Genomic DNA, 12,254 nt, shown 5'->3' with positions numbered 1-12,254 from the left:
GGATAGTGTGAATAATAGATATTTAAAAATTTTAATTTTATTAAGTTTTTTTGTATTAAGTTTTGGGATTTTAGCTGAAGATCAGGAAGAAATTATGAGAGTTACACGACAGGAACTGAAAGAATTGAAGATAAACGATAAATCAATTGAAAAAACTTTTGAGGGAATAAAAATGCAAGGAATAGATTTTTCTAAATCAAAAAAACCATTTGAAGAAGCTGTTCAGCTAGATAATAAAAATTATCTTGCCATGTTTTATATTGGAACATACGAAAGAGTGTTTAACAAAGATACAAAAAAAGCAATTGAATATTATCAAAAAGCAATAAATTTAAATCCGAAAAATCCAAGACCATATAACAATCTTGCAATTGCTTACGGATATTTAGGTGATACTAAAAAATCTGATGAAACTATAAAACAGATAATGTCATTATTTCCCGAATATCCAGAGGGATACTATCAATGGGCTTTAAAGTTATTAGATAATAAAAAATATTCTGAAAGCACAGAGTATATGAAAAAAGCAATTGAAAAATATAACAAGATAAAAAAAATTGATTACTGGTATATAACTCAAGATATGAAAAAAAGTTTTATAATAGATGCCCAAAAAATAATAATTAATAACTATGTAAAACAGGAAAAATTAGCAGAGGCAATAGAGTTTTTTGAAGATTCCTATATTAATATGAAACAGGATAATTCTTCTGTTGTAAATGAATTAATGGAGCTATTGTATTATAAAAATCAAGAATTGTATGAAAATAAAAATTCTAAATTGTACAAAGAAAATTTTGATAAATTGAAATCTATTGAGTTTCTTGGACTTTTAATGGAGGCAAATGATCATTTAAAAGGTAAAAATAAAGGAAAATAGTTAAAAAAATTTAAAAGATGATAAAGAGCAGTAAAATCGTTTAATATCATCTTTTTTATTTTATAAAAATTTGTAATTTATTAAAAAAATTAAAAAATAGATATACAAACATTTCAAAAAATATTATAATTTTAGCAATCCTTGAGAAAGGAGGTAATACTATAATGAGAGTGTTATTGATAAAAATCTTAGTTGTAATTTTATTACAAATAGTAATAATTTTAATTCAAGAATTTTGGAAATAACTAAAAAAGAGAGCTTACTTTGGGGGTTAGCTCTCTTTTGATTTGTAACACTACAACGAGAATTTTTATTCTTTTACATTCTTATTATAACATTTTATAATAAAAAAATCAACTCAATTCAAAATAAATTTTTTAATTTTTTATAAATAAATAGTTAATAAAAAAAATTAAGAAATTTCTGTAACATCCTTCACTTTATAATGTCCAGCACCATTTACCACATCTGCTATTAGCAAGTCGTCAACTTCTTCATTTAAAGTAACTTTTGCATTTTTATCAGAAAGATTTACTTCCACATCTTCTACTTCTGGCAATCCGAATAAAGCATTTTTCACTTTTTTTGCACAGTTTTCGCAGTGCAGCCCTTCTATTTCAATAAGTTTTTTAATCATTTTAAAGACCTCCATAAAAATTTATTTTTATTAGGGCACAAAATTATTTTGTGTCAAAAATATTATATAAAAAAATTGGATAAAATGCAAGGAATTTTGTATGTGCAAAAAAATAAATATGTGGTATGAGCGGTAAAATATGGTATAATGGTATGAAATTAAAAAAATTATGAAAAACAAAAATTTAAGAGGTGAAATAGGATGAGTCATTATTTTTCAGAAAAGCAGGAAGTTAAATCAGACAGAAAAATAATAAGATATGAGATAGAAAATAGAAATTTTGAATTTGTGACAGATAATGGGGTATTTTCAAAGACAAAGGTGGATTTTGGGACAGATGTTATGCTGAAGGTGTTTTTACGGGAAAATTCAAATAAAAAAAATCAAAAATTTGATGTGCTGGATATTGGCTGTGGATATGGAGTTGTATCGGTTGTTGTAAAATCTTTTTTTAAAAATGCGAGAACTGTTTCATCAGATGTGAACGAGCGGGCTTTGGAGCTTACGAGGGAAAATCTTTTTAAAAATGGAGTTGTAAAAAGTAATGATTCTGAGGATAATGATTTTGGAAATAGTGACTTTAAAGTGATAAAATCTTTTGCATTTGATAATATTTCTGAAAAGTTTGATGTGATTTTGTCCAATCCGCCGATTCGGGCTGGAAAACAGACTATTTTTCAGATTTATGAAAAAAGTTTTGAGCATTTGAATGAAAATGGGGAATTTTATTGTGTGATTCAGACAAAACATGGGGCGAAAAGTACACAGAAAAAACTGGAGGAGATTTTTGGGAATTGTGAAACGCTGGAAATTAATGCTGGGTACAGGATTTTTAGAAGTGTTAAAAAATAGAAGATTTTCTGTAAAATAAAAATAATTGACAAAATGTGATAAATACTGTATTATGATATAGTAAATAAAAAATGTAAATTGTTTTTTGAGATTTTATCAAAATTAAATATTGAAAAAAACTGGACATTTATTTATTTTTTTGTTATAATAAAAAGGATCCGAGGTGATTATTTATGGCAAAACAGGATGTTCTTGAGCTGGAAGGTGAAATAATCGAGGCATTGCCTAATGCGATGTTTCAAGTAAGGCTTGAAAATGGGCACGAAGTTTTAGGACATATCTCAGGGAAAATGAGAATGAACTATATAAAAATTTTACCAGGAGATAAAGTTACAGTGGAAGTTTCTCCATATGACTTGTCAAGAGGTAGAATTGTATATAGAAAAAAATAACAGTTGGAAGGAGGGTTTTTAGTGAAAGTAAAAGCTTCAGTAAAACCTATTTGTGACAAATGTAAAATCGTTAAACGTCACGGAAAAGTAAGAGTAATATGCGAAAACCCTAAACACAAGCAAATACAAGGATAATCTTAAAATATTTTTTATTTTAAAAAACAGATTAATAAACCTGAAAAAAATTTTTATTAAAATATATATAGACTGAAGGAAATTGAGATTACTATGGATATTGAAATAAAGATTGTAAAGGTATGTTTGGCTGTAGAGCTTATTCCTTATATTGTGTATGTGAGGGCATATTGAAGAAGATTAAAATATCAAAAATGAGGAGGAAAAAATTTGGCTAGAATAGCAGGAGTAGATATTCCAAGAAATAAAAGAGTAGAAGTTTCTTTAACTTACATTTTTGGAATCGGTAGAAGTACTTCAAACAAAATTTTAGGAGCAACTGGTATCGACAGAGATACTAAAGTAAAAGATTTAACGGAAGAACAAGTAGCAAAATTAAGAGCTGCTGTAGAAGAGTACAAAATTGAAGGAGAGTTAAGAAAAGAAATTAGACTTAACATCAAACGTCTGCTTGACATCAAGAGTTACAGAGGATTAAGACATAGAAATGGATTACCTGTAAGAGGACAAAAAACTAAAACAAATGCAAGAACTAGAAAAGGGCCAGTTAGAATGGCAATTGCTAAGAAAAAATAATAGACTATTAAGTTAAAGGAGGAAACCATAAGTGGCAAAAAGACCAGCAACTTCAAAAAAGAAAAAATTAAAAAATATTCCTAATGGAATCGCATATATACATTCTACTTTTAATAATACTGTTGTAACTATTACAGATGCAGAAGGAAAAGTAGTAATCTGGAAATCAGGAGGAACTTCAGGGTTCAAAGGAACTAAAAAGGGAACTCCATTCGCAGCTCAAATAGCAGCTGAACAAGCAGCTCAAGTTGCAATTGAAAATGGAATGAAACAAATCGAAATTAAAATAAAAGGACCTGGATCTGGAAGAGAAGCTTCTATAAGATCAATACAGGCTACTGGATTAGAAGTAACAAGAATAGTTGATATAACTCCAGTACCTCATAATGGTGCAAGACCACCTAAAAAGAGAAGACCGTAATTTTATAAACTAAGGAGGAAAAAGATAAATGGCAAGAGATAGACAGCCTGTGTTAAAAAGATGTAGAAATCTTGGTTTAGATCCTATTGTTTTAGGGGTAAACAAAAAATCAAACAGAAATATTAGACCAAACGCAAATAGAAAATTAACTGAATATGGAACACAACAAAGAGAAAAACAAAAAGTAAAATTTGTTTATGGAGTAATGGAAAAACAATTCTATAAACTATATGAAGAAGCAACAAGAAAAGAAGGAGTAACAGGGGAACTATTACTTCAATATCTTGAAAGAAGATTAGATAACGTAATTTACAGATTAGGATTTGGTGCTACAAGAAGACAAGCAAGACAAATTGTAAGTCACGGACATATCTTAATAAATGGAAAAAGAGTAAACATTGCATCATACAGAGTAAAACAAGGTGATGTAATTACAGTTAAGGAAGATTCTAAAGAATTAGCTTTAATTAAGGAATCTGTTGGGCAAAAAGCAATTCCAGGATGGTTGTCACTTGAAGAAAACACTTTAAAAGCTCAAGTGCTTGAAAATCCAGGAAGAGACGCAGTTGACTTTGAGGTTGACGAAGCGATGATTATCGAGTTCTACTCTAGATAATAATATTTTAATCAGAGGAGATGAATTAGCTTGTTAAATATTGAAAAAATAGCTAAAAATGTAAGATTGACTGAAGAAAAAGAAGATAATTATACAGCAAAATATACATTGGAGCCTTTATATAGAGGATATGGAAATACTATTGGAAATGCGCTTAGAAGAATATTATTATCATCAATTCCAGGAACTGCAATAAAGGGAATCAAAATTGAAGGTGTATTAAATGAATTTTCTACAATTGAAGGTGTAAAAGAAGCAGTTACAGATATTATTTTGAATATTAAAGAAATAGTAGTTGAAGCTGATGAACCTGGTGAAAAGAAAATGACACTTTCAGTAAAAGGACCAGCTGTGATTACAGCGGCTGATATTCACGTAGAACCAGGACTAAAAGTTATAAATCCAGAACAAGTCATTATGACAGTTACAACTGACAGACAGATTGATATTGAATTTCTTGTGGATTCAGGGGAAGGATTTGTAATTTCTGATGAAATTAATACTGATGGATGGCCAATAGGATATTTAGCAGTTGATGCGATTTATACGCCTATCAAAAGAGTAAATTATAGTGTTGAAGATACTATGGTTGGACGTGTTACAAATTATGACAAGTTAATTTTGGAAATTGCAACAGATGGAAGTATCGAAATTAAAGATGCCTTGTCTTATGCGGTAGAATTACTAACTTGGCATTTGGAACCATTTACAAATATTGGAAACAGTATGAGTAAATATAGAGATAGTGAAGAAGAATTGACAGAAACTGAAGAAGAAAACGAAAATAACATTGAAGATATGAAAATTGAAGAACTTGACTTTACAGTACGTTCATATAACTGCTTGAAGAAGGCAGGAGTAAATACAATTTCAGACTTAACTTCAATGACTTATAATGAATTATTGAAAATTAAGAATTTAGGGAAAAAATCACTAAATGAAATTATCGATAAAATGAAAGAACTTGGTTACGATTTAGGCGATAACGTAGGCAGTGAAGAGTAATCATAAAAAAAATTAAACTAGGATATAGAATAAAATCTTAAACGAGGAGGGAAAATGAATCATAATAAATCATACAGAAAATTAGGTAGAAGAACAGACCATAGATTAGCTATGCTTAAAAATATGACAATTTCTTTAGTGAAACATGAGCAAATCGAAACAACTGTAACTCGTGCTAAAGAATTAAGAAAATTTGCTGAAAAAGCAATTACTTTAGGGAAAAAATACAATAATTCAACTGATACTGCAAGAAGAATACATTTAAGAAGACAGGCTTTTGCATTTTTAAGAAATGAAGAAGCAGTTGTTAAAATCTTTAATGAAATTGCACCTAAATATGCTGAAAGAAATGGTGGATATACAAGAATCATTAAAACTGCTGTAAGACGTGGAGATTCAGCTGAATTGGCAATTATTGAATTAGTATAATAATTATAATAGTTAAAAGGCATAGGTTTTATACTTATGTCCTTTTTTTATATTTTTATTTAAAAACTGAATGATATTTTATTTAAGTAAAACTGCTTTAAAACTGAACTCAAAAACTACGACTATTTTACTCAATTCCTAAATTTATATAATTTTTAGCAATTAATTTTAAATAGGTTTGAGCATAATAACAAGAAATTTTAGTAAATTGTTAAAAAGTATAAAAAAATAGAAATTAAAAAACTTAGGTTATCGAACATATCTATTTCATAAAAATAAAAGGAGATCAACTATGAAGAAAAAATTGATTGTAATGAGTTTATTAATTTCAGTTTTTTTAATGGCTACTGATAATGAAAGATTAACAGATTCTAGCAAATATCAGAAAAATGCTGAAGTAAATAAAAATGAAGATAAAAAAACACAAATGGGAGCACCTATGAATAAAAAAGTAATAACCGAAGATATGATAACAAATAAAACAGAAAATGGTTACAACTTAAATTTTGATGCAAATAAAATTTATACAACAAAAACAGCGACTGTTAATGGAAAAACTGTTACTTATCGTGCCTATGAAAATATAGTTTATGTAGCAAAACCAGTTGATATTGCATATCAAACTATAAATATCTATATTCCAGAAGAATATTTTAAAAATAAATTAGTTGGAAAATACAATGCAAAAAGCGCACCGATATTTTTCCCAAATACAGTTGGAGGATATATGCCTGGAGCAGCTGGAGTGCCTGGAAATGGAAGAGATGGGAAACCTAATGCTTCATTAGTTGCATTATCAAATGGATATGTTGTGGCAAGTCCTGGAGCTAGAGGTAGAACTTTGGAAAAAGATGGGAAATATACAGGAAAGGCACCTGCTGTAATTGTAGATTTGAAAGCGGCTGTGAGATATTTACGTTATAATGATAATAAAATGCCTGGTAGAGCTGACAGAATTATTTCTAATGGGACAAGTGCTGGAGGAGCAGTTTCAGCTCTGTTAGGTGCGACTGGGAATAGTAAGGATTACGAGCCTTATTTGAAGGAAATCGGAGCATTGAAGGCTAGAGATGATATTTATGCAGTTTCAGCTTATTGTCCAATAACTAATTTAGAAAATGCAAATACAGCTTATGAGTGGATGTTTAATGATGTGAAAACATATAAAAAGATAGAAATTTCAATGCTAGATTACAATGTGGAAAGAAAATACACTGAGGGTACGTTGACTGATGATGAAATTTTACGTTCAAATGATTTGAAAAAAATGTTTCCTGATTATGTGAATAGTTTAAAGTTAAAGGACAAAAATGGTAAACTTTTAACGTTGGATAAAGATGGAAATGGAAGCTTTAAAAATCAAATTAAGCAGTATTACATTGATTCTGCAAATGTGGCTTTGAAAAAAGGAACTGATTTATCAGAATTTGACTTTTTAACAATAAAAAATGGAAAAGTTGTAGATTTGGATTACGATAAATATATTGCTTACATGGGTAGACAAAAAACGCCTGGAGCCTTTGATAATGTGGATTTATCAACAGGAGAAAATAATGAATTTGGAGATGAAACTACAGATAATAAGCATTTTACAGAATATATGCTAGAACATTCGACAGTAAATGGAACAATGGCTGATAAGAAAATTATAAAAATGATGAATCCGATGAATTATATTGGAAATTCAAAAGTGAAATATTGGAGAATAAGACACGGTGCAGTTGACAAAGATACTTCACTTGCAATACCTGCGATACTTGCCATAAAATTGGAAAATCTTGGGAAAAAAGTTGATTTTGCATCACCTTGGGCGACACCGCATTCAGGGGATTATGATTTGACAGAGTTGTTTAGTTGGATGGATAAGGTTGTGGCTGAAGGAAAGTAAGGTGAAATTAATTAAAAAAGCGCAAAATGTTAGATTTAGGAATAAAATAGCTATAAAGTTGCTGTCGTATTTTGGAGTATCACTTTTTTTATTTTCAATTGTAATTGGAAGTATTTTTGGGTATATCTATATTCAGAATACAGTTGCAATGCATAAAAAAGATTTAGAGGAAAGGGCTTGTAAGATTTCAGAAACTTTGTCTAAAGTATGGTTTGAGAATGAAAAAAGTCCAGATAGGGATTTGAGTGCGGATGGAAAAAGAAGAACTGGAAATCCTGAAGAAGATAGAAATAAATTTCCGCATAGAAAAAATGCTGAGATTGTAGGAAATATAAAGGGGAAAATTTTTGAAAATAATATTATTGAAGATATACGAAAAGATGAAGATGAAAGAAAGCCTGAAGAAAGACATAAAATTTTAGAAAATAAATTGAGAAAAAGGGAAGATAGTAGAAATATAGAAGATGAAAAAGATAATATTCCACCTGAAGAAAGACGTTTTCATAGGCATAGAATTGTAGATGAAAAAGATAACAATGTTAAAATTTTTAGAAGTATGAAAATGATTGAAAATCTTGCAATGGGAGAAGTTTGGATAGTTGATGCGAAAACAGGAAATATTGTCCAAGGAAGAAGTGAGAGAACCCAGTCGCTCTCTTATTTAAAGTTGCCGCCAAATGCTGAAAATACTATAAAAAGGGCACTCGCTGGAGAGACAACTACAACAGAAAATTTTAATGAATATTTAAATGAAAATTCAATTACTGTGGCAGTTCCAATAAAAAATGGTAAAATCATCGAAGGAGCAGTTTTGCTTCATTCTCCAGTAAAATATATGTCATCTGCCTTAAAAAGCGGAATTTATACGCTTATTTTCAGTATTTTAGCAGCTCTTGCAATAGCAAGCATCAGTGCAATATGGCTTTCTATAAGTTTTACAAGGCCACTTAACAAGATTAGAAATGCTACGCTTAAATTGGCACAGGGAGATTATGAGGTGACAACAGATGTGGATCAAGGGGATGAAATTGGAGAACTTGCAGAAAGTATTGATAAATTGGCAGTTCAGCTTGATAAAAGCTCTAAGGAAAGTGAGCGGTTTGAAAAAATGCGGCAAAATTTTATTGTGAATATTTCTCATGAGCTGCGGACACCGATTACTGTGATTCGAGGTTCGATGGAAGCCATTTGTGACGGGATTATTAGTGATCCTGAGCAGTTAAAAGAATATAATAGGCAGATTTTATCAGATAGTATTCATTTACAAAGGCTAGTCAATGATCTGATCGATTTGACAAAACTTCAGAACACGGATTTTTCCATTGATAAAAGTATAATTGATTTATCTGAAATTGTGAATGATGCGGTTAGAAGCATGAAGCAGATTTCAACCAAAAAGAATATAAAAATTAATTTTTTTGGAAATAAAGTAAATCAAAAAAAGGAAAATTATCTTTTTACTGGAGATTATCAGCGAATTAGGCAAATGATAATAATTATCTTGGATAATGCAATAAAATTTTCAAGTGAAAATCAGAAAATTGACATTTATTTAAGAAAAGTAAATAAAAAATACGAACTTAAAATTTGTGATTACGGAAAAGGAATAGATCCTGAAAATATCGGAGAAATTTTTAATCGTTACCACAAGTCAAATACAGAAGAAAATAAGAATGGAATGGGGCTAGGCCTTGCAATTGCAAAGGAAATTGCGATACGGCATAATATTGAAATTTTGGCGGAAAGTGAACTAGATGTGCAAACGGTTTTTACTTTTTTGATTCCTTTTGATAAATAATAGAATTGTTTGGAAAAATTAAAATTGAAAAATATTTTATTTATGAGTTTACTTTTAAAATGGATTTATTGTTGTATTGAAAAAAAATAAATTTTGATAATAAAAATAAATAAAGGTGTTGACAAAACTTAGAAAAAGGTATAAAATTGTAATGGATACAAGGAAAAGCAAATATAAATAACTTAATAGTAATAGGAGGAAAAATGCAAATAGAAAACGTTGGTGAATATTTGAAAAAAAATGGGATTAAGCCATCAATACAAAGAATGAGAATATTTCAATATCTAATGGATAATCATACACATCCAACAGTTGATGATATTTTTCAGAATTTATCTCCTGAAATGCCTACTTTGTCCAAAACTACAGTATATAACACATTAAATACGTTTGTCAGAAGTAACATTATTCAAGAGATAATAATCGAAGAAAATGAAGTGAGATATGATGTAGTGACGGAAAATCACGGACATTTCAAATGCAAGACTTGTGGAGAAATAATGGACTTCGATGTGGATTTATCAAAAATTGATTTATCAAAATTGGGTAATGTGGAAATTGATGAAATACACTTTTATATAAAAGGTGTTTGTGAAAAATGTTTAGAAAAACATAACTAAAAATAAAAATATAAAAAATAAAGATTGGAGTAAAAATGAAATTAAATAAAGAATTGGAATTATTATTAAATGATCAAATAAATATGGAACTTGCAGCTTCTTACCAATATCAAGCAATGGCAGCATATTTTGATGAAAGAGCATTGGAAGGATTCTCAAAATGGATGAGCAAACAATCAAAGGAAGAAGTTGAACATTCAAATGAATTCTATAATTACGTATTAAAAAGAAATGGGAAAGTAGAATTTTTTGCACTAGATAAACCTAGAATGGACTTTAAATCAGTAAAAGAAGTATTTGAAGCTACACTTGCACACGAAGAAGCAGTAACTGCAGCTATTGAAAAAATTCATAAACTTGCAAGAGAATTGGGAGATTATGGAGCTGAAGTGTTCTTAAACAAATTTGCTGAAGAACAAGAAGAAGAAGAAGAACAAGTTCAAAAAATAATTGATAAAATAGTTTCTTTAGATATTGATAATAATAGTGCTACACTTTATCTATTAGATAAAGAAATGGGAGCAAGAGAATAAGTAATTTTATTTGTATAATTAAATAAGATAATAAAGTGGTTTTTTAAAAATGGCTAGGTATGCACGATTTAGGAGGGCACGGCAAAAGTATTTAGCTGTTTTTCATAAAAAAGCACATAAAATTTAGTTCTAAAAAAGAACCTATTACTAAAGTTTTTCATATTTAGTAAATAGGTTTTTATTTTTTTATTTATCAAAATTATTAAGACTTATGTTATTTTTCTTTAGAGCATATGTATTATTTGCAAAAAAAGTTTGTAACCAGCTCGCTGTTTAAATAATATCTTCAGCTATATAAAACTATCTGCAATTTCCTGTAATTGAGAATTGTCAGCACCATCTAAATAAGCCTTTATAATATCTTTACAAGCTAAATATCTTTTTTCATAACTGTTGGATTTTACTGTAATATAGGGAATATTATATTCTTTGTACAGCTGTTTTAGTAAATTTTGAAATTTTTCCCGCCTGTCATTGTCTCCAATTGAACGAAGCCCATCATTTACCCATGCCACATTATTTTCCAGTAAAATTGTCAAATCAAATTTATAATTTTGAACAAATTCACGGACAATTGGATTATCTCTTTTTTCATAAGTTAGGCAAAAAGCAAGAGTAGCAATATAGTCTGTGTCGATTAATGCAAACTTATTAGCATTTCTTGCGGCATAGAGTACATTTGACTGGTGTCCAAAGACAATTTTTTCATAATCAGAATACTGAAGGGATTCTTCATCGCCGCCTAGTTTTTCAAATACATATTCACGTCCATATTCCCAAGCTGAAGTTGTATTAAATACATTTGCAAGTTTATCAATCATTACACTTTTTCCGCTGCTTTCTCCACCACAAATTGTAATAATCGGGATTAAATGCTCCCTCACTTCACGTGGCAAAAAATCCCAGTATTTACTTGGATTTTCACGTATCTGCTTGGAATTGACGTTGTATTCAATGTAATTTTTGTCTATGGATCTAGTTTCTGAACCAAAATGTTTTAAGTTATACTCCTTGTCTTCATCACGGTTGCTTATGAAAATAACATTGTTTTTCCAGTCTATTTCTGTTTCATTTTCCAGCTTTTCCCTTTTTTCAATTTCTTTCTTTAAAGTGTTAGCCCATTCTTCCCAATTTTCACCTTGTTGGGAAAAATGATTTTCATCTAGCAAAAAAGATGAAATATTTGGCTGATTTTTAAATGTCTGTTTTACAAAACGTAATCTGTCTTTTGGGGTAATTTCCTTTACAAAACGGGAATTGGATGTAAGCAGGTCATCTGCATCGTCAGAATATGAGATGACAACGTACAGTCTGTCTACAATACCGCTGGCTCTCTGAATGAAATTTACATGTCCGATGTGAAGCGGGAAAAATTTCCCGATAATTATTCCTATTTTTTTCATTAATTTTTTCCTTTCTAATAATATAATTGCTTGATTAGATCTGTTCAACAACTTTTTTTACAAAAGATT

The 12,254-nt window shown here is 29.3% G+C and carries 15 protein-coding genes; 13 read left to right on the top strand and 2 right to left on the bottom strand.

Annotated elements, in window-relative coordinates:
• Window positions 1-7 precede the first annotated feature (7 nt).
• Window positions 8-880: a tetratricopeptide repeat protein gene (locus HW276_RS07880; RefSeq protein ID WP_147004044.1), complete on the top strand. Its 873-nt coding sequence runs from the start codon at window positions 8-10 to the stop codon at window positions 878-880.
• A 412-nt stretch (window positions 881-1,292) separates the two neighbouring features.
• Here HW276_RS07880 and HW276_RS07875 read toward each other — a convergent pair whose 3' ends face one another.
• Window positions 1,293-1,517: a heavy-metal-associated domain-containing protein gene (locus tag HW276_RS07875; protein WP_178938061.1), complete on the bottom strand. Its 225-nt coding sequence runs from the start codon at window positions 1,515-1,517 to the stop codon at window positions 1,293-1,295.
• A 201-nt stretch (window positions 1,518-1,718) separates the two neighbouring features.
• Between HW276_RS07875 and HW276_RS07870 the strand changes: the two genes are divergently transcribed.
• The 12 genes from HW276_RS07870 (at window position 1,719) to HW276_RS07815 (ending at window position 10,782) form a co-directional block, all read left to right on the top strand.
• Window positions 1,719-2,369, top strand: a complete 651-nt coding sequence (locus tag HW276_RS07870; protein ID WP_178938060.1) for a class I SAM-dependent methyltransferase — start codon at window positions 1,719-1,721, stop codon at window positions 2,367-2,369.
• A 173-nt stretch (window positions 2,370-2,542) separates the two neighbouring features.
• Window positions 2,543-2,761, top strand: coding sequence for a translation initiation factor IF-1 (infA, locus tag HW276_RS07865; protein WP_006805851.1), 219 nt, complete (start codon window positions 2,543-2,545; stop codon window positions 2,759-2,761).
• 21 nt (window positions 2,762-2,782) lie between these two features.
• A complete protein-coding gene (gene rpmJ / locus HW276_RS07860; protein WP_015770204.1) occupies window positions 2,783-2,896 on the top strand; it encodes a 50S ribosomal protein L36 in 114 nt (37 codons plus the stop codon).
• A 210-nt stretch (window positions 2,897-3,106) separates the two neighbouring features.
• Window positions 3,107-3,472, top strand: coding sequence for a 30S ribosomal protein S13 (gene rpsM / locus HW276_RS07855; protein WP_021744138.1), 366 nt, complete (start codon window positions 3,107-3,109; stop codon window positions 3,470-3,472).
• Window positions 3,473-3,503: 31 nt separating this feature from the next.
• Entirely contained in the window at window positions 3,504-3,893 is a 390-nt protein-coding gene (gene rpsK / locus HW276_RS07850; RefSeq protein WP_147004041.1) for a 30S ribosomal protein S11, read from the top strand.
• 28 nt (window positions 3,894-3,921) lie between these two features.
• Window positions 3,922-4,509, top strand: a complete 588-nt coding sequence (gene rpsD / locus HW276_RS07845) for a 30S ribosomal protein S4 (protein ID WP_018451246.1) — start codon at window positions 3,922-3,924, stop codon at window positions 4,507-4,509.
• Between the two features lie 30 nt (window positions 4,510-4,539).
• Window positions 4,540-5,514: a DNA-directed RNA polymerase subunit alpha gene (locus tag HW276_RS07840; RefSeq protein ID WP_146964627.1), complete on the top strand. Its 975-nt coding sequence runs from the start codon at window positions 4,540-4,542 to the stop codon at window positions 5,512-5,514.
• Between the two features lie 54 nt (window positions 5,515-5,568).
• Window positions 5,569-5,943, top strand: a complete 375-nt coding sequence (rplQ, locus tag HW276_RS07835; RefSeq protein WP_147004040.1) for a 50S ribosomal protein L17 — start codon at window positions 5,569-5,571, stop codon at window positions 5,941-5,943.
• A 292-nt stretch (window positions 5,944-6,235) separates the two neighbouring features.
• Window positions 6,236-7,831, top strand: a complete 1,596-nt coding sequence (locus tag HW276_RS07830; RefSeq protein WP_178938059.1) for a subtype B tannase — start codon at window positions 6,236-6,238, stop codon at window positions 7,829-7,831.
• A 1-nt stretch (window position 7,832) separates the two neighbouring features.
• A complete protein-coding gene (locus HW276_RS07825) occupies window positions 7,833-9,629 on the top strand; it encodes a sensor histidine kinase (RefSeq protein ID WP_370464633.1) in 1,797 nt (598 codons plus the stop codon).
• Between the two features lie 203 nt (window positions 9,630-9,832).
• Entirely contained in the window at window positions 9,833-10,249 is a 417-nt protein-coding gene (locus HW276_RS07820; protein WP_147004037.1) for a Fur family transcriptional regulator, read from the top strand.
• A 35-nt stretch (window positions 10,250-10,284) separates the two neighbouring features.
• On the top strand, window positions 10,285-10,782 hold the full coding sequence (locus tag HW276_RS07815; RefSeq protein ID WP_147004036.1) for a ferritin: 498 nt from the start codon (window positions 10,285-10,287) through the stop codon (window positions 10,780-10,782).
• A 290-nt stretch (window positions 10,783-11,072) separates the two neighbouring features.
• Here the strand turns inward: HW276_RS07815 and nadR are convergent, their stop codons facing one another.
• On the bottom strand, window positions 11,073-12,233 hold the full coding sequence (nadR, locus tag HW276_RS07810) for a multifunctional transcriptional regulator/nicotinamide-nucleotide adenylyltransferase/ribosylnicotinamide kinase NadR (protein ID WP_255460488.1): 1,161 nt from the start codon (window positions 12,231-12,233) through the stop codon (window positions 11,073-11,075).
• Between the last annotated feature and the right edge of the window lie 21 nt (window positions 12,234-12,254).

Origin of the sequence: Leptotrichia sp. oral taxon 417 (genome assembly GCF_013394865.1) — a bacterium.
GTDB lineage: Bacteria > Fusobacteriota > Fusobacteriia > Fusobacteriales > Leptotrichiaceae > Leptotrichia > Leptotrichia wadei_A.
This window is presented reverse-complemented; position numbering and strand designations above follow the sequence as displayed.

Bases quoted from the DNA above. Each gene is read 5' to 3' on its own strand.
- HW276_RS07870 (WP_178938060.1), top strand. From the start codon at position 1,719: ATGAGTCATTATTTTTCAGAAAAGCAGGAAGTTAAATCAGACAGAAAA.
- HW276_RS07875 (WP_178938061.1), bottom strand. From the start codon at position 1,517: ATGATTAAAAAACTTATTGAAATAGAAGGGCTGCACTGCGAAAACTGT.
- HW276_RS07830 (WP_178938059.1), top strand. From the start codon at position 6,236: ATGAAGAAAAAATTGATTGTAATGAGTTTATTAATTTCAGTTTTTTTA.
- HW276_RS07815 (WP_147004036.1), top strand. From the start codon at position 10,285: ATGAAATTAAATAAAGAATTGGAATTATTATTAAATGATCAAATAAAT.
- rpsD (WP_018451246.1), top strand. From the start codon at position 3,922: ATGGCAAGAGATAGACAGCCTGTGTTAAAAAGATGTAGAAATCTTGGT.
- HW276_RS07820 (WP_147004037.1), top strand. From the start codon at position 9,833: ATGCAAATAGAAAACGTTGGTGAATATTTGAAAAAAAATGGGATTAAG.
- infA (WP_006805851.1), top strand. From the start codon at position 2,543: ATGGCAAAACAGGATGTTCTTGAGCTGGAAGGTGAAATAATCGAGGCA.
- rplQ (WP_147004040.1), top strand. From the start codon at position 5,569: ATGAATCATAATAAATCATACAGAAAATTAGGTAGAAGAACAGACCAT.